Raw genomic sequence first — 19,053 nt, 5'->3', positions numbered from 1 at the left:
TTTATGACAACAACATGACTTGAAATAATTTGTTTAAATCTTCTCAAGAAACACACCAGACTCTACATGGTGTGTATAAGGGAATTGATCAAACAAGGCAAATTTACTGATTTTATGCGTTTGTGAAAGCAGTTTAAGATTGTCATGTAAAGTATCTGGGTTGCATGAAATATAGATAATGCGTTCAAAACGTTGCAACAGTTTTAGTGTTTCATCATCGATACCTGCACGCGGTGGATCGACAAATACCGTATCGAAGTTATAGCTTGAAATTTCAATCTCAGCTTCTTCAAGGCGGCGGAATGTACGTTCAGCATTGTAGGCTTGGGTAAACTCTTCAGCTGATAGACGAGCCACTTGGATATTATCAATGCCATTTTGCTCAATATTCCACTGTGCTGCATAAACTGAAGACTTGGCTAATTCTGTTGCCAAAACGCGATTAAAGCATGTAGAAAGTGGCAGCGTGAAATTACCATTACCACAGTAGAGCTCAAGTAAGTCTTTGTCTGAGTGATCGGCAGCCTGACACGCCCATTCCAGCATTTTTTGACATACGCCGGCATTGGGCTGAGTGAAACTACTTTCAATTTGTTTGTACTGATATTTGCGGTCAAACACTTGGAGTTCTTCAACCACATAGTCATCAGTTAAAATCACGCGCTGACCACGACTACGACCATAAATCTTGATGTTGAGCTTTTCAGACAGCGCTTTGGCAGCTACCTCCCATTCAGCATTGAGCGGGCAGCGGTAAACCAATGAAACTAACATTTCACCTTTCAGCGTTGATAAGAAATGAACCTCAAATAAACGGCTCGATAAGATCTCTTGTGCCTTGAGTTCATTTAATAATACGGGCATTAAATCATTAATGCTTTTATCTGCAATCGGGAAATCTTTAATTTCTACAACTTGTTTTTCATTGTCTGAATTGCGTTCAAACATTGCATAGAACATATCATTTTCAGTATGCCAAATTCGGAATTCCGCTCGCATACGAAAGTTTTGTTCAGCAGAAGGAAAAACTTCTAAAGAGGGAGGGTTGTATTCTGAAAATTGAGCCGTAATGCGGGCAACTTTGGCATCAAGTTGTTGCTGATAAGTTGAAGTCATATGCAGTAAAAAATCGCAAACATATTAAAAAAAGTCATGTTAGCAAAATTCACCTTATAAGACTAAATTAATTCCACTTTTGGCTGTATTTATCTGTAGAGAAGATGAATCTGAATACGCTAAACAGAACTTTTATCGAGGGGAAGTTAAAAAAACGCTCAATCTTTATGGAACATTCATAAAGATTGAGCTAAGTGAGGAACTGATTAGTTGGAGTTAAATTCAGTGTTTAATTCATTGTCATTAAGCTAGCATTACCACCGGCTGCCGCTGTATTGACACTGATTGCCCGCTCAATCACGAAACGCTCTACAGGGATGTCATATTGGCCTGAAGCTAAATGTGTAATGCCAATAATTGCACCTTCACGAGACGCGATGACTTGTTGAATTTTTAATAACTCAGCTTTTTCACCATGATGTAAAACCGCATCAAAATTCCCATGATAAATATCCGTGATCACTTTAAATTGGTCTACGAGGATTTTTGGCATGCTATTTAAGTGTTTCAACACAAAAGTATTGTCTGCAAGTACAACAGGCTGACTACCTACAGATAAAATCGCAGCAATTTGATTCAGTTGATCTGCATCATTATTAGCCAATGAAAGCACACCTTTACGTGCCAAAATGGCATATTGGTTGTTTTCACCGGTTGGGCCTTGCAGTTCAAAACTTTGTCCTGCGGCTATGGCCTGCGGTGCTTGAATAGCAATGCCTGAAAAATGCTGCTTCGCCCAAGTGTTAAATGCGTCATATGCAGGGAAGTGTGCAGCTTGTGCTTCTGCCTGAGCTGCATAAGGTGTAGCCAGTTTTTTCTCAGAAACTTGATGCATTAAACGGTAAAGATATAAAGGACCGCCAGCTTTTGGACCTGTACCTGATAAGCCTTCGCCACCAAAAGGTTGTACACCGACCACAGCACCTACAATATTACGGTTAATGTACAAGTTGCTGACTTCTGCATGACCGATGACTTTTTGAATCGTGTCATCAATACGTGTATGCAAGCCCATGGTTAAACCATAACCTTTGGCATTAATTTGCGTTAATAGGTTTTCAATCTCACCATATTTGTAGGTGATTAAATGCAATACTGGCCCAAAAACTTCACGTTCTAAATCATTTAAATTTGGCAGTTCAATCAAAGTTGGTGCAACGAAAGTACCCGTACTTAAGGTATTGCTATCAGCATTAAACATGATTTGATGTACGGGATAGCCTTTGCTACGCATCTTCTCAATATGTTTTTCAATATTTTGCTGTGCTTCAAGGTCGATCACAGGGCCAATGTCAGTTGCTAAAAGTGCAGGATTTCCGACACGAAGTTGCTTCATCGCACCTTGTAACATGGTACGGACAACGTCCACATTATCTTCTTGCACACAGAGAATACGTAGGGCAGAACAGCGTTGACCTGCACTGTCATAGGCAGAGTTAACGACATCCAATACCACTTGTTCTGTCAATGCTGATGAGTCAACAATCATGGCATTTTGACCACCAGTTTCAGCAATCAAAACCACACTTTCGCCAAATTGGTTTAAGCGCTGTGCCACGGTTTTTTGCAAGATACGTGCGACTTCCGTTGAGCCTGTAAACATGATGCCTTGGATACGTGAGTCAGCACTGAGTTTGGCACCAATGGTTTCACCACGGCCAGGAAGGAGTTGCAATACATCGAAGGGAACACCAGCTTCCCATAAAATATGTACAGCTTGAGCAGCAATTAGCGGTGTTTGTTCAGCAGGCTTGGCAATCACGGTATTACCTGCAACCAAGGCTGCAGCAATTTGACCTGTGAAAATAGCAAGCGGGAAGTTCCACGGGCTAATGCACAGTACAGTACCAAGGGGTTCAATTTGCGTATTCTCTGCTAGATCAATTATTTGAGCTGCATAATAACGTAGGAAATCTACAGCTTCACGGACTTCAGCAATAGCATTGGCATAAGTTTTACCACTTTCACGTGACAACAACACCAAGAGAGATTGCAATTGTGCTTCCATCAAATCTGCCGCACGGTTTAAGCATGCTGCACGCTGATCTTTGTCTAAAGTTTTCCATGAAGCTTGGGCATTTACAGCATTATTGAGAGCGATTTCCGCTTGCTCTAGACTAGCTTCACTGACACTGCCGACCACATCACTACGGTTTGCAGGGTTTGTAATGTTGATACTTGCAGTATGAATTTCTTCTAAATTAGCGCCGATTGCACTAGCATGCCACTGGGTATGTGCATGCTGTACTGCCGTGGTATTGAGCTGAGATAAGTCGCGATCATTGGCTAAATCGAGTCCTTTTGAGTTGCGACGTTCTGTGCCATACAAATCTTGCGGAAATGGGATAGAAGGATGCTTAGCTCCAGTGATACCTTCTTTTTCAGCCGTCGCTAATATCGTCTGTCTTGGATTTTCAATTAAATCTTCAATTTTTAAATTTTTATCTGCAATACGGTTGACGAAAGAGGTATTCGCACCATTTTCCAGTAAACGTCGAACCAAATAGGCCAATAAGGTTTCATGGTTACCCACTGGTGCATAAATACGACAAGGCACACCCAGTTTGTTATCAGACTTCGAACCCACCACTTGTTCATAGAGGGGTTCACCCATGCCGTGAAGGCACTGAAATTCATACTGGCCTGGATAGTAAAGCTCTGGCTGTGCTAATTGGTAGATCGTAGCAACGGTTTGCGCATTGTGTGTTGCAAACTGAGGATAAATTTGCTCAGGTGCTGCCAAGAGTTTTTTAGCACATGCAATATAAGACAGGTCGGTATGAACTTTGCGCGTAAATACAGGATAGTCACTCATACCTTCAATTTGCGCTTTCTTAATTTCGCTGTCCCAGTATGCACCTTTCACTAAGCGGATCATTAAACGTTTTTGGCTACGCTTAGCGAGGTCAATAATATGGTCGACCACATAGAAACAGCGCTTTTGGTAGGCTTGAATCACAAATCCAATACCTTTCCAGTCTGCTAATTTAGGCTCAAAACACAGGCGCTCAAGTAGTTCCAAAGAAATTTCTAGGCGGTCAGTTTCTTCAGCATCAATGTTTAAACCAATATTGTAATGCTTAGCTAATACAGCAAGTTCTAGCACTTTGCCATAAAGTTCGTTATGTATACGGTCGATCTGTGAACGTTGGTAGCGTGGGTGTAGGGCAGACAATTTGATCGAAATACCTGCGCCGTTATAAACATCCTTACCTTCAGAGGCTTGACCAATCGCGTGGATCGCATCGGTATAGTCTTGATAATAACGTTCTGCATCAGGTTCAGTTAATGCTGCTTCACCTAACATGTCATATGAATAACGGAAGCCTTTGTCTTCTAATACTTCTGCATGTTTAAGCGCTTCATTGATGGTCTCGCCTGTAACAAACTGTTCGCCCATCATACGCATAGCCACGTCGACAGCTTTACGGATAATGCCACGTCCACTGCGTGCTAAAATACCGGTGAGTAGGCTAGACAGACTTTTTTGTTGAGGGGTTTCCATTAGTTTACCCGTCAGCATTAAACCCCAAGCAGCAGCATTTACGAACATGAGGCTACTTTGGCCAACATGATCTTTCCAGTTACCTTGGTTGATTTTATCTTTGATCAGTAAATCACGTGTTGCTTTGTCTGGAATACGGAGTAGCGCTTCAGCTAAACACATGAGCGCGATGCCTTCCTGAGAAGACAATGAAAACTCTTGTAGCAAGCCTTGTACAATGCCTGCTTTACCTGTACCGCTTTTACGTTCACGTAATGAATGGGCTAAGTCAAAAGCCAATTGTTGAATTTGATCGCTGATCGGGGAAGGGATTTCACTGTGTGCTAATAAGTTTTCAATGCACTCAGTTTCAGCACGACGCCATGCTGTATTAATCGATTGTTCAAAGCTATTCTTGTCTTTAAATTCAATGATGTAGTCATCGCTTCCCGTGACTTCAAATACTTTTCCATTCATGTTTCAATTTTCCGTGTCAAAGTTCTATGACGAGCAAATAAATCTTGAGCTTGATCCTTTATTTAATTTATCATCACAGAATATTTAGCGAATAACTCACTATAGTTTTAATAATATTTAGAGAAAAATTCAGATGACTAGCCCATATTTGAGCTTAGACCGTATAGATATTCGAATTTTAGAGCTGCTGCAAGACGAAGGAAAATTGTCCAATATTAAGCTTGCAGAAATGGTGAATTTATCACCCACTGCGGCGTTGGCACGTGTGCAAAAATTATCGAAAGAGGGCTTTATTTTAGGCTATGAAGCACGTTTAAATCCGGTCTTACTCAACAATGGATTTGTGGTTTTTGTAGAGATTTTACTAGATAAAACCACGCCCAATGTATTGGAAGATTTTTCGGATGCAGTGCGTCAAATTCCAGAAATCGTAGAATGTCATATGATCAGCGGTGGTTTTGATTTTGTAGTGAAAATACGCTGTGCAAATATGGAAGAATTTAGAAAAATTTCAGGGCAGGTGCTTTGGCAGCTACCCGGCATCAAGGAAACGCGCAGTTATCCTGTGATGGAAGTAATCAAAGAAAGTATGCAAATTAAGCTGAAACCTGCGGCTAGGCCGAAGTAGCTAATCATCAATAATCGAGTATAAAAAAAGGGGCATTTAGCCCCTTTTTTAGTGTCAAAAATTTTAGATTTCAGACATTTCTTTTTGATATTGCGCTTCGGCTTTTTCAAAGCGTTCAACCACATCCGCCTCAGGTGCTTTGCCCAATAAGCTCACCACAACGATACTGATTGCAGAGAAAATAAAGCCTGGAATGATTTCGTATAAACCAAGGTGGCCTAAGTAGTTTTTCCACACGATTACAGTCACAGCACCCACGATCATGCCAATGATTGCTCCGTTAAGCGTCATACGTTTCCACAGCAATGAAAGAATAATCAGTGGGCCAAATGCAGCTCCGAAACCTGCCCATGCATAAGCTACTAAGCCTAAAACTTTACTTGCAGGGTTCATTGCAAAGGTGATTGCAAATACGGCAATTGCCAAGACCATCGCACGTCCAATCCAAACCAATTCTTTTTGCGATGCATTTTTACGAATAAATCCTTTGTACAAATCTTCCGTCAAGGTGGTTGAGCAAACCAATAACTGACAGCTAAGTGTGCTCATCACCGCAGCTAAAATTGCGGCTAAAATAATCCCAGCAATCCACGGATTGAATAGAATTTTAGTCAACTCCATAAATACCGTTTCAGGGTTGGCATTAACGACACTTGCCAGTTCTGGGTGGACTTGGAAGTAAGCAATACCGATATAACCCACTGCTACAGCACCGCCTAGACACAGGATCATCCATGTCATACCAATGCGTCGTGCATTCGGAATGGATTTAACAGAATCGGCTGCCATAAAGCGAACCAAAATATGCGGCTGACCAAAATAGCCTAAGCCCCATGCCATGCTGGATAAAATCGCAACTGTACTTAAACCTTCAAATAAATTAGAAGCTTGTGGGCGAGCTGTTTCCAAAACAGCAGCAAGATTTTGACTGTTATCACCTAAAGCAAGGTAGGCGATGATCGGTGTGATCAGCAGTGCAAAGATCATCAGACCCGCTTGGAAAGTATCGGTCCAACTGATCGCTAAGAATCCACCAATACAGACATAGCTGATGGTTGCAATTGCACCAATCCACAGTGCTGTTGTGTAGTTCCAACCGAATAAACTTTCGAAAAGTCGTGCGCCAGCCACCATGCCAGAAGCACAGTAAATCGCAAAGAACACTAAAATCACTACAGCTGAAATGATACGTAAAATCTTTTTACGGTCTGCAAAACGGCTCGTGAAATAATCGGGCAGGGTCAGGGCATTATTTTGATATTCGGTATGAACACGCAAGCGACCAGCAACGATCAACCAGTTCAACCAAGCACCGATAATTAAGCCGATTGCAATCCAAGCTTCGGAAAGACCAGATAGATAAATTGCACCAGGGAGACCCATGAGTAGCCAACCACTCATGTCGGATGCACCTGCTGAAAGTGCAGTCACAACACTTCCTAAACTTCGTCCACCTAAAATGTATTCGTCAAAGTTATGCGTAGCTTTGTAGGCACACAAACCAATGGCAAGCATTGCAAGAATATAAAAAATAAAGGTGACTAATGTCGGGTTTAAATGGCTCATAGGCGGTTCATCCTTAATGAAAGCAAATCATCTCTGTCCTAGATGAAAATTTGTACTTCTGTCGTAAGTCGCAGATTCAAGCACGATTTAAAAATTACACTCTGTAACCTTTAAGCATATTTTATGTATGTTTTGCGTAAATGATATTTTTTCTTATTACAAATCGAATTTTTTATTGTGCTGCTGAAATGTTGTACAGAAGGGAATTTAAATTTTGAAATGTAAATCTACTTAAGACTTTTCATCACAAAAAGAGAACTAATGAAATTAGGTAAAAATTACACAATGTTACATGGTGAACAAGAAATGTGCATTTGAAATATTGGTTGCAAATGTGCATCACATCATCTGTAGTGAGATGATTTGAACAGGTCGAATATGAGGTATGCACAGTCTTGGTGCGTAATTAGAGGGAATGCGCAGTGACAACGGTTCAAATGGAAAAAACGAGAATAGAGCATGATTTATTGGGGGATAAAGCAGTCCCGCAGTCATGTTATTACGGTATACATACATTGCGTGCCATCGAAAACTTTCAAATATCAAAGCAGCATGTCGGACAAAATTTAAACTTTGTACGCGCTATTGCTCAGGTAAAAAAAGCGTCAGCAGAAACCAATTATCAATTTAACTTAATACAAGATGATATTCGCCAAGCGATTCAGCAGGCGTGTGATGCATTGATTGTTCATCCTGAACAATGGGCAGATTCATTTCCAATTGATATTTATCAAGGTGGAGCAGGCACTTCTATTAACATGAATGCCAATGAAGTCATTGCCAATATTGCCCTTGAGTTGCTCGGAGATGCGAAAGGCAGTTATCAAAGGATTCATCCCAACGACCATGTCAATAAGTCACAATCGACTAATGATGTCTATCCAACAGCGCTGCGTCTAGCGACATATAGTGCTTTTAATGCTTTATTTGTGGTGCTAAATCAACTTATAGGAAGCTTACATCTCAAAGCTGATGAGTTTAAACATGTCATCAAAATGGGGCGTACACAGTTACAAGATGCAGTTCCGATGACTTTGGGGCAAGAGTTCCGAGCATTTGCAACATTATTAAAAGAAGATTTGAAGTTGATTGAGCAAAATCGACAGCTTCTATTGGAAATTAATTTAGGTGCGACGGCAATTGGCACTGGCGTGAATTCTCCTGCGGGTTATGCAGCCAAGGCCGTTGAAAATCTAGCTCATTTGACCGGTCTAAAATTGCAAGGTGCAGAAGACTATGTCGAAGCAACCAGCGATTGTGGCGTATTCATTTTATTATCAAGCTGCTTAAAACGTTTAGCTGTCAAACTTTCTAAAATTTGTAATGACTTACGTCTTTTAAGTTCAGGGCCACGAACAGGTTTAGCGGAAATTCGTTTACCTGAGTTACAAGCAGGTTCCTCCATTATGCCTGCAAAGGTCAATCCTGTGATCCCTGAAGTGGTCAACCAAATTGCATTTCGAGTAATGGGGAATGATTTAACCATTACTTTGGCCGCAGAAGCGGGGCAATTACAATTAAATGTCATGGAGCCGGTGATTGCATTGTCCATGAATGAATCAATTGAGCTTTTGGTGAATGCGGTGAAAACTTTAGACAGCAAATGTATTCAAGGGATTCAGGCAAATGAGCAAGCATGTTTTGATGCTGTGATGCGTAGTGTAGGAATTGTGACCTTACTCGATCCATATTTAGGTCATGCAAAATGTGATGAAATCGGCAAGCAATGTATTGCCGAAAATAAAACCATTCGCCAAGTGGTTTTAGAGCAAGAGCTGTTAACTGTAAGTCAATTGGATGAAATTTTCTCGATTGAAAATTTAGTTTCTGAAGTGACACCATTTAGTATGCCACTCGCTCAAGTGAGTTAAATGCTTATTTAAGACTTTTAAATAGCCTAATGATGAGTAAATGACGAAGGTTAATCCTTCGTTTTTTATTTGAAAATGATCAGTGGTAAATCTTGAAGACTATTCTGATGGCAGTGATGTATTAAGTATCTATTAGATACTTAAATTCTAAAAGTAAGTATTGGTTGAGAATAGAACGCTATATTTACTTAGGATAGTAATTATAGTTCTATATATAGTCATGAAGGTTTGGATGAAAAATTTAGTGCATAGATAAAGTCAGAAAAGCTTTAACTTGCCCCAAAAAGGACGTAATCGAAGTACAATAGGTTTTTATCATGTTGTAGATAGTCAGATGTTTAATAAGTTAGTCGATTTATTCAAAGGCGCTAAAGAGTCGCCTGAGCAACTTTACTTAGAACAACACCACATTCAATATGATGAAACTCAGGGCTATATCATTGAAGGCGTAGTTTTAAATACTTTGTCTGAACGTATGGAATATTTGTCGAATAGAAAAATGACAAATTTCGATGATTTAAAACAGCTCTATGCGACTGCAATGATTATCAATGAAAAAATAGACTTGGAAATTGCAAATCAACGCTTTGTTGCACGATTAGGCAATACTGAAGAAAATCTGTTGCAATTTAAACATTATGTCAAACTATTGAATGATTATTATCGTCAATTCATCCGTGATCGTAAGTAAGTGAATGGACTGCAGTGTTTGAGTTTGATGTGTGCGTTAAGGGTACTCATCAATAGAAAATACAATCACAAATCCATATTGGTTAAAACACTGTATATAGTTGCTTAAATCTCGGAATGTAAAAAGCATCGTGTTAATATGATCACTAAGTGATTAAAACATTAAAAGCTATTTACATCATGTTCCAGCAAGAAATTTCACAACTCAATCTTAAACAGCTCAAAGCTGGCGAAAAGCGGTGGGTCGGAAACTTACAAGGCTCATCTGCTGCATTATTATTTAAAGAAATTAGCAAACAATCCAAACAGTTGTTTGTGATTGTAGCACGTAATAATCAGCATCTCGGGCAGTTAGAAAGTGAGCTGGAATTTTACGGAATTAAGCCGACTATTTTCCCTGATTGGGAAATTTTACCTTATGACCGGCTGTCGCCACATCAAGACATTGTTTCTGAACGCTTGGCGATTTTGTCTAATATGCCACAGCAAGGCGTGTTGTTGGTTTCGGCAACAACCTTGGCGCAGCGAGTTGCGCCTGCATCTTGGGTATTAGGTGAACACTTTGATATTAAAGTAGGTCAAAAATTTGATATCGAACAACAAAAATTAAGATTAGTACAAGCGGGCTATCACTTGGTGGATACCGTTTATGATCATGGTGAATTTGCAGTACGCGGCAGCATCATGGATATTTACGCTTCGGGGCAAAGTTCACCGATTCGTATTGACTTATTTGATGATGAAATCGATACCCTCAAATTCTTTGATCCTGAAACTCAGCGAACCACCCAAAACTTAGATTATTTTACGGTTTTACCTGCAAAAGAATTTCCATTAAAAGAAGCACGTTCACTGTTTCGTGATCGATATGCGGAAAATTTTCCGACAGCAAATCCAAAGAAAAACCCAATTTATCAAGATGTACAAGATGGTATAGCTTCACCGGGTATTGAGTTTTATTTTCCGTTGTTCTTCTCTGAACAAGCCATGAGAGAGCAAAGTACCCTGTTTTCGTACTTACCTGAGAATGGCATTGTCATTACAGACAGAGCCATAGATGACACATTGATTCAGTTTTGGTCAGACATTGTGCGTCGTTATGAAGACCGTCGTCATAATGTCGACCAACCGATTTTGCCGCCAGAGCAGATTTTCCTACAACCAAATCAAGTGTTAGAACAATTAAATCTCTGCCGTCGTATCGTGGCTTCGCCTGAGGCTTTTGATGAACGCAATGGCGTGATCAATCTTGCAGCTGAGATTCCACCCCGTTTACCTGTCGATCCAAAACGTGAAAAGCCATTTTCTGCGGTTAAGCAATATATAGATGCGGCAAATTATCCAGTGTTATTGGTGGCTGAAAGCGCAGGTAGACGTGAAACCTTAAAAGATGCATTGCGTCCAAGTTTGGGTGATATCCCGACGGTCGAAAGTTTTGATGATTTTATGCATTCTATGCATGCGATTGCGATCACCAATGCGCCCTTAGATCGTGGTTTATTGCTAACTGACAAACTCAGTGTAATTTCTGAAAATCAGCTTTATGAACACCGTGTGGTTCAACGTCGTCGTAAACGCCAACAGGAAGTATCAGAAGAGTTTCTTGTTCGTAGTTTAACCGAGCTAAGTATTGGCGCACCTGTGGTTCATATTGATTATGGTGTGGGGCGATATGCAGGTTTAATTACCTTGAGTATCGATGACCAAGACCATGAGTTTTTGCAGTTAGACTATGCCGATGCAGCTAAGGTGTATGTCCCTGTAACAAACCTGCATTTAATTAGCCGATACAGTGGTGGTGACCCAGATCTAGCACCATTACATAAATTGGGCACAGATGCATGGTCTAAAGCCAAACGCAAGGCTTTAGAGCAGATCCATGATGTGGCGGCAGAACTTTTACATATTCAAGCCCGTCGTCACTCGAAGCCGGGTTATGGATTTGAACTGGATCAAAGTCTGTATATGCAGTTTGCCAGTGGCTTCGCCTATGAAGAAACTTTAGACCAAGCCAATGCTATTGAAGCGACACTGTATGACATGCAACAAGCGAAGCCGATGGATCGCTTGGTTTGTGGTGATGTCGGTTTTGGTAAAACAGAAGTGGCCATGCGTGCTGCATTTGTGGCAGTACAAAATAACAAACAAGTGGCTGTACTTGTGCCAACCACGTTGTTGGCGCAGCAGCACTACGAGTCTTTCAAAGACCGTTTTGCGGACTGGCCTGTACGTATTGAAGTCCTTTCACGCTTTGGTTCATCAAAATCACATACCAAAACCATTGAAGACCTCGCAGAAGGCAAAGTGGATATTGTGATTGGCACACATAAAATCTTGCAGGAAAGTGTGCAATTTAAAAATCTCGGCCTCATGATCGTGGATGAAGAGCACCGTTTTGGTGTACGTGATAAAGAGAGAATTAAAGCCTTACGTGCCGATGTTGATATGCTAACGCTAACTGCAACGCCTATTCCACGTACGCTGAATATGGCTTTTAGTGGTATGCGTGATCTATCTATTATTGCAACGCCGCCTGCACGTCGTCTTGCTGTGAAAACCTTTGTGCAAGAACACACTGGAGATTCGATCAAAGAAGCCATCTTGCGTGAACTGTTACGTGGTGGGCAAGTGTATTTCTTGCATAATGAAGTGGAGACCATTGAACGTACGGCAGAAACTCTACGTGAATTGGTTCCTGAAGCCCGAGTTGCGGTAGCACATGGTCAAATGCGTGAGCGTGAACTAGAGCAAATCATGCAACAGTTCTATCACAAAGAATATAACGTACTGGTGTGTTCAACCATTATTGAAACTGGGATTGACGTGCCAAACGCCAATACCATTTTGATTGAGCGTGCAGATAAACTGGGACTAGCACAGTTGCACCAACTACGTGGTCGTGTCGGTCGATCGCACCATCAAGCCTATGCATATTTACTTGTGCCTTCGCTTAAAGGTTTAAAAGGTGATGCTGAAAAACGCCTAGATGCCATTTCTCGTGCATCGACTTTGGGTGCGGGCTTCATGTTGGCTACAGAAGACTTAGAAATTCGTGGCGCAGGTGAGTTGCTGGGTGAACAGCAAAGTGGCTCAATGCAAACCATCGGTTATAGCCTGTATATGGAAATGCTTGAAAAAGCCACCAAAGCCATTCAAAAAGGTAAAACGCCTAACTTTGACTCTCCATTGTCATTAACGGCTGAAATTAGCATGCACATGCCAACCTTAATTCCAGATGATTATTTAGGTGATGTACATCAACGGTTATTGTTCTATAAACGCATTAGTAATACGGATACTCAAGAGAAACTCGATAACATTCGTATGGAGTTGATCGATCGTTTTGGCTTGCCGCCGCAAGCAGTCAAGCAATTATTCTCTGTCCATCAGTTGCGTTTAAAAGCGGAACAATTGGGTATCACAAAAATTGATATCAGTTCACATGGCGGCAGTATTGAGTTCTCACCAGATACACCAGTTCAAGCCATATCGATCATTCAAATGATGCAAAAGCATCCGACTTTCTTCCGAATGGAAGGTGGACAGCGTCTAAAAGTGATGGTCATGCTCGAAGAATATGACAAACGCATTCAATTTATAAATGACTTATTAGACAGTTTGCTGAAGGAATTGGCGCCAAATCAATAGATTTGGCGTATAAATTGCTTGTTTATAATGAGTAGATTTTCATGAGTGTTTTTTATATAGAAGAAACGCTTGATTTTTTTGAAAAATTTATTAGAGTCATAAGCACGCAACGTTTTATTCAAATGCAGTTTATTTGTAATGAAACGTTCTGTACAGAATATTCACACCCATAAGGATGTGATAGTATTAGCCATCATTCTAATTTTGCATCATTTATAAAGATATGTTTAGTTTACATCCACAACTTGCTCAAGATACGTTTTATGTAGGCGACTTTCCTCTGTCAACATGTCGTTTGATGAATGATATGCAATTCCCGTGGCTTATTTTGATTCCACGTGTTCCGGGAATTACAGAGCTTTATGAATTAAGTCAGGCAGACCAAGAGCAGTTTTTACGTGAATCAAGCTGGTTATCAAGCCAATTGTCACGTGTATTCCGTGCAGACAAAATGAATGTAGCTGCATTGGGTAATATGGTTCCACAATTACATTTTCATCATGTTGTTCGTTATCAAAATGATGTGGCTTGGCCGAAACCAGTTTGGGGTACGCCAGCAGTTCCTTATAACAATGATGTCTTGGCACACATGCGCCAAACACTAATGCTTGCACTACGTGGTCAAGGCGATATGCCTTTTGATTGGCGTATGGACTAATCCCGATTTACGGACAATATCAGGATAGTAGAAGAATGAGTGTCCGTATGGGGGCGATCGAGTGCCGTTAGACAATTTAATCAGCAAAGAGCCTAAACAGTTTGAATATTTTCATCGTTTGATGGGATATATCATGCTGTCTTTGGTGATTGTTGTCTATCACTACACCCAACCAGATACGCATTATCAAATCTACATTCCTGCATTTTTATTTTTTCTGATTTTAGTTGTTCCTAAGTTTTCCCATTGGCTAATTTATCGATATAGCAATCAAGTTAAACGCAATGTACTTTTTCTGATCGATATCATCGTTATTGCTGTACTGATGTCTGCAGTACATTTAAGCCTCGTTTTAACCTTTCTTGCGGTCTTTGCGCTGCTATATACAACCATTTATAACAAAATCAATTTTTTAATGATGTCCTTGGCAGGGATTGTGGGCGTCACTGTATTTTATTTATGTAATATTTATGTCTTTGGTTTCCAAGAATATTTCGAGTCAACCAGCAGTGAATTAACCGTACTTGGTTTTCTGTGCCTCATTACCTATTTCAGTGTAGGAACTTTTTATCAGCACACCCAAGTTCAGTCTCTAAGTAATAAAAAGAACCATTATTATGATCAGATGAATCGTTATATGGAATTCGCCAATCAGCTGAGTCGTTATGCGCCAATGCAACTTTGGCAATCGATTATGAAAGGTGAGTCTGAAGCTAAAATCGAATATAAACGTAAAAAACTCACGATTTTCTTTTCAGATATCCAAGGGTTTACAGAACTTTCTGAAACATTAATCCCAGACGATTTAGCATTTCTACTCAATGACTATTTGAGTCATATGACTGAGATTGCCAAACAGTATGAAGCGACTGTCGATAAATTTATGGGTGATGCAATTCTAATTTTCTTTGGTGATCCACATAGCCAAGGTGTAGAGCAAGATGCAAAAACCTGTTTAGAGATGGCAATGGTCATGCGTCAGCAAATGAAGTTGCTACGTGAACGCTGGATTAAAATGGGTTATCCGCCGCTACACATTCGTATGGGTATTTCTACAGGGTATTGCCACGTTGGGAACTATGGTGCGGCTCACCGTATGGCTTATACCATCGTGGGTCGTGATGCCAACTTGGCTGCAAGATTACAGAGTGCTGCCGAAGTCGATGAAATTTTGATTTCAGACGATACGCATCATTTAGTGAAAAATGACTATTTATGTGCACCTAAAGCACCGATCTTCTTAAAAGGTATCAAAGGCCCAGTACGTACTTGGCAAGTGATGGAAAAATACACCTCACAGAAAACAGATTATCAACGTTGGTTCGATTACGAATATAAAGGCTTCAATCTATTATTGAACTTAGATGAAGTGCAAAACTTTGAATATCCTGAACTAATACATGTTTTAGAACGTATGATTCAACGCTTACAAACTCAGCAAAGAATGACCAACTCTGCTGGTATCGTAAAACTGAATTTAGAAGATGAAGTGATCGAAGAAGTCAAAAAAACTGAATCGCACTCTTAATTTCACATATACATTATATAAATTAGATCTAATCGTATTGCCTTAAATTGTAAAAATAACTCAATTCATTCTTTTATCAAAACGTCTTCTTTTTTTTGAATTGTTGAATAGTTTTATGCATAAAAAGCCAGTTACGATGAACTGGCTTTTTGATTATAGAAAATTATCTATAAATTAATGATTTTCTGAAGCATGGTTGATGGTGTATTTGGGAATTTCAATTTCCAAATCTTCATCTTCAATTTTTACTTGGCATGACAGACGAGAGTCTGGTTCTAACCCCCAAGCACGATCGAGAAGATCTGCTTCGACATCATCCATTTCATCTAGACCATCAAAACCTTTACGTACAACCACATGGCAAGTGGTGCATGCTTTAGACATATCACATGCATGCTCAATTTTGATGCCGTTTTTTAACATGCTTTCGCAAAGGTTAGCATTTGATTCGACTTCAAACTCAGCGCCGTTTGGGCAGATTGTTGCGTGAGGCAGTACTTTAATACGTGGCATAATCTTGACCTATAAATTAATTTGAGTTTGACCAGTCATCGAGTTTTGTGCCTTTCAGTGCGGCATCAATGTGCTGATTCATACGAGCTGCAGCAAATGCATCGCTATGTATTTTAAGCTGTTCTACAGCATGTTCAATAGCTTTGATATCAGTCGTTTCAAGTGCAGCATCTAAAACACTGCGTGCAGAAGTGAGGGAACTGAGTTGCTCTTGGCTGAGGAGTTGAGCATCCACTTTAAGTGCTTGATCAAGTGCTTCAAGTTCACGTTTTGCTTCAACTTTGGTTTCTTGAAGATGACGTAAGTTTTTGTCTTCTTCAGCAAACTTATAACCATCAACCAGTAAGCGTTCAGTGTCGGCATCAGATAAACCATAAGAAGGTTTGATGTCAATTTGAGCATGCACACCAGAGGTAGTTTCTTTAGCTGAAACCGTCAGTAAACCATCTGCATCGACTTGGAAAGTCACTTCAATACGCGCTTGACCCGCAGTCATCGGTGGAATACCACGAAGCACGAAACGACCTAGACTACGGCAATGTTCAACTAGATCACGTTCACCTTGTACAACATGAATCAACATCGCTGTTTGACCATCTTGATAGGTTGTGAATTCTTGGCGACGCGCCACTGGAATGGCTGTATTACGCGAAATAAGGCGCTCAACCAAACCGCCCATGGTTTCTAAACCTAAAGAAAGCGGCGTGACGTCTAAAAGCAGTGAACCATCTTTAGAGTTACCAATAAGTTGGTTCGCTGTAATCGAGGCGCCAATGGCCACAACTTCATCAGGGTTGATGGTGCAAAGAGGTTCTTGATTGAAGACATCTTGAACAGCTTTTTGTACAGCATACGAGCGGGTAGAACCACCGACCAATACCACATTTTGAATATCGCTGAGCTCAAGCTTGGCATCACGCATGACACGTTTACAAACGCTGATGGTTTTATCCAAAGCAACTTTGATGATGGATTCAAAAGTAGGGCGGTCTAAAGTCAATGATTGATCAAGAACTTTAAGCTCTACAGATTCAGCCTCGGTTAGAGCTTCTTTTGCTTTACGAGCAGAAACGATGAAATGTGCATATTCAGCATCATCTAAAGTTTCAATATTCAGTTGTTTTTTTGCCCATTTTACAATCAGACGGTCTAAGTCATCACCACCAAGCGCCGTGTGGCCACCCGTTGCTAGAACTTCAAAAACGCCTTGAGAGAAACGTAAAATTGAAACGTCAAAAGTACCACCACCCAGATCATAGATCACATAGTTTTGATCATGTGCAAGATTGGTGTCTTGGTCTAAGCCATAAGCCACTGCCGCAGCAGTCGGTTCATTTAAAAGACGGAGTACATTTAAGCCTGCAAGCTGTGCTGCATCACGCGTTGCTTGACGCTGTGCTTCATCAAAATAGGCAGGCACAGTAATGACAGCACCATTTACTGGATTGTTTAAGCTGCTTTCTGCACGGTCTTTAAGTTGTTTTAAAATTTCAGCAGAAATTTCAACTGGTGTTTTGCGACCTTGTGCAGTTTCAAAAGCAGGCATTTCATTCGCTTCACCGACTAAGTTGTACGGGTGTTGGAATTTAATATCTGCCTTAGAGCGACCCATAAAGCGTTTTACAGAAACGATGGTGTTTTTAGGATCAGTCGTTAAGAATGCCTTTGCGTCGTCACCATATTGCGTAGTGGATTCGCCATAGTGTGCAATAGAAGGGAGTAACACACGACCATGTTCATCGTTAAGCACTTTCGCTTTACCAGAAAGTACCGTGGCTACTAAAGAGTGTGTAGTCCCAAGATCGATACCAATTGCGATGCGGTGTTCATGCGGCGCACTTGATTGACCAGGTTCTGCAATTTGCAAGAGAGCCATGTGTGTTACATCCTTTGAACGTCAAATATAAAAAATAAATTAAAAATCATCGTCTAAATCAAAGCTATCGTCGTCTAAGAAGCGATCTTCAGCTTTATCGATGTCAGCCATTACTTTTTGGAAGAAGCGTAATTTACGTACGGTATCACGTGCTTCAGCCCAGTCTTCGTCGTCATAATCAATCTTGAATTCACGAACCAAACCGTCAATCCATTGCTGAACTTCAGTTTTAAGTGAAGTGAGGTCATCAGCAGAGCCTGCCTCATCTAACTGTTCACGAATTTCTAAGGCATCTTGTAGGAACTCAAAATCACTAATTGATTGATCAAGGTGATAATCTTGTTTTTTGAGACTTAATAGATATGCAGCGCGGCTATCAACATTGGATAAAGCTTTAAATGCTTGATTAATCTCACTGGATTTAATCAGGGCTAGATCTTTGTCTTCGGCTTTATCTGGATGATATTGTTGCTGCAACTTTAAAAATTCAGATTTTAAAACTGCTAAATCAATATCGAGTGCTACAGGTAAGTTAAACAACTCAAAATGATTCATGGGAGATGGTGTCCGCAATAGAGGTGCAAAAAGTGTTGCTTTAAATGCAATTAAAACAGTGAATTTTACACTGTTTTAATGCGAAAAAGGAGCGTGGAAAAGGCTTAAACCGTAAACGATTCGCCGCAGCCACATTCGCCTTTTTTATTTGGGTTATTAAATTCAAAACCTTCGTTTAATCCATTTTTCACATAGTCCATCTCCATACCTTCGAGATAAACTAAGCTTTTTGGGTCAACGAATACTTTTACGCCAAACTGATCGAATACTTGGTCATGCGTGTCAATATCATCGACAAACTCAAGTACATAAGCTAAACCAGAACAGCCAGAAGTTTTCACGCCAACGCGAATGCCTTCACCCTTACCGCGATTCTTGATGTAATTGCTGATATGAGTTGCAGCATTTTCAGTTAAATGAATCATGAAAACTCCGTTAATCTT

12 protein-coding genes and 1 pseudogene are annotated in these 19,053 nt (G+C 40.4%); 6 read left to right on the top strand and 7 right to left on the bottom strand.

The annotated features are described in order from the left end of the window. Positions 1-33: 33 nt before the first annotated feature. Together trmA and putA are read right to left on the bottom strand one after the other, a co-directional pair. Positions 34-1,116 (bottom strand): tRNA (uridine(54)-C5)-methyltransferase TrmA, encoded by a 1,083-nt coding sequence (trmA, locus tag MST17_RS08855; protein ID WP_180026254.1) that lies wholly within the window; start codon positions 1,114-1,116, stop codon positions 34-36. Positions 1,117-1,345: 229 nt separating this feature from the next. Continuing rightward, positions 1,346-5,005 (bottom strand): annotated as a pseudogene (putA, locus tag MST17_RS08850) (trifunctional transcriptional regulator/proline dehydrogenase/L-glutamate gamma-semialdehyde dehydrogenase); the annotation flags it as partial. Between the two features lie 205 nt (positions 5,006-5,210). Between putA and MST17_RS08845 the strand changes: the two are divergent. Continuing rightward, positions 5,211-5,705 carry an Lrp/AsnC ligand binding domain-containing protein gene (locus MST17_RS08845; RefSeq protein ID WP_180026252.1) on the top strand — a complete coding sequence of 165 codons (495 nt, stop codon included), beginning with the start codon at positions 5,211-5,213 and terminating at the stop codon, positions 5,703-5,705. A gap of 63 nt (positions 5,706-5,768) precedes the next feature. On the opposite strand, the gene putP is transcribed toward MST17_RS08845, so the two are convergent. Continuing rightward, a complete protein-coding gene (gene putP / locus MST17_RS08840) occupies positions 5,769-7,271 on the bottom strand; it encodes a sodium/proline symporter PutP (protein ID WP_180026251.1) in 1,503 nt (500 codons plus the stop codon). 422 nt (positions 7,272-7,693) lie between these two features. On the opposite strand from putP, the gene aspA reads away from it, so the two are divergent. The 5 genes from aspA to MST17_RS08815 all read left to right on the top strand — a co-directional run bounded on the left by aspA (position 7,694) and on the right by MST17_RS08815 (position 15,666). Next, the gene (aspA, locus tag MST17_RS08835) at positions 7,694-9,142 is read left to right on the top strand and encodes an aspartate ammonia-lyase (protein ID WP_180007828.1); all 1,449 of its coding nucleotides are present in this window, start codon (positions 7,694-7,696) and stop codon (positions 9,140-9,142) included. 334 nt (positions 9,143-9,476) lie between these two features. Next, the gene (locus MST17_RS08830) at positions 9,477-9,833 is read left to right on the top strand and encodes a hypothetical protein (protein ID WP_180007827.1); all 357 of its coding nucleotides are present in this window, start codon (positions 9,477-9,479) and stop codon (positions 9,831-9,833) included. Between the two features lie 179 nt (positions 9,834-10,012). Next, entirely contained in the window at positions 10,013-13,480 is a 3,468-nt protein-coding gene (mfd, locus tag MST17_RS08825) for a transcription-repair coupling factor (protein WP_180026301.1), read from the top strand. Positions 13,481-13,703: 223 nt separating this feature from the next. After that, the gene (locus tag MST17_RS08820; RefSeq protein ID WP_067762788.1) at positions 13,704-14,138 is read left to right on the top strand and encodes an HIT domain-containing protein; all 435 of its coding nucleotides are present in this window, start codon (positions 13,704-13,706) and stop codon (positions 14,136-14,138) included. 61 nt (positions 14,139-14,199) lie between these two features. Then, positions 14,200-15,666 (top strand): adenylate/guanylate cyclase domain-containing protein, encoded by a 1,467-nt coding sequence (locus tag MST17_RS08815; RefSeq protein WP_180026250.1) that lies wholly within the window; start codon positions 14,200-14,202, stop codon positions 15,664-15,666. A gap of 174 nt (positions 15,667-15,840) precedes the next feature. On the opposite strand, the gene fdx is transcribed toward MST17_RS08815, so the two are convergent. From fdx to iscA, 4 genes are all read right to left on the bottom strand, one after another. Further along, entirely contained in the window at positions 15,841-16,179 is a 339-nt protein-coding gene (fdx, locus tag MST17_RS08810) for an ISC system 2Fe-2S type ferredoxin (protein ID WP_078193483.1), read from the bottom strand. Between the two features lie 16 nt (positions 16,180-16,195). Further along, positions 16,196-18,055, bottom strand: a complete 1,860-nt coding sequence (gene hscA, locus MST17_RS08805) for a Fe-S protein assembly chaperone HscA (RefSeq protein ID WP_180026249.1) — start codon at positions 18,053-18,055, stop codon at positions 16,196-16,198. A gap of 39 nt (positions 18,056-18,094) precedes the next feature. Continuing rightward, the gene (gene hscB / locus MST17_RS08800) at positions 18,095-18,610 is read right to left on the bottom strand and encodes a Fe-S protein assembly co-chaperone HscB (protein WP_078188669.1); all 516 of its coding nucleotides are present in this window, start codon (positions 18,608-18,610) and stop codon (positions 18,095-18,097) included. 104 nt (positions 18,611-18,714) lie between these two features. Continuing rightward, entirely contained in the window at positions 18,715-19,035 is a 321-nt protein-coding gene (gene iscA / locus MST17_RS08795; RefSeq protein ID WP_078188668.1) for an iron-sulfur cluster assembly protein IscA, read from the bottom strand. Between the last annotated feature and the right edge of the window lie 18 nt (positions 19,036-19,053).

Origin of the sequence: Acinetobacter sp. YH16056_T (assembly GCF_024605895.1) — a bacterium.
In the GTDB taxonomy this organism is placed as follows: domain Bacteria; phylum Pseudomonadota; class Gammaproteobacteria; order Pseudomonadales; family Moraxellaceae; genus Acinetobacter; species Acinetobacter amyesii.
Note: the sequence above shows the minus strand (reverse complement) of the source record. Positions and strands in the feature narration are given on the sequence as shown.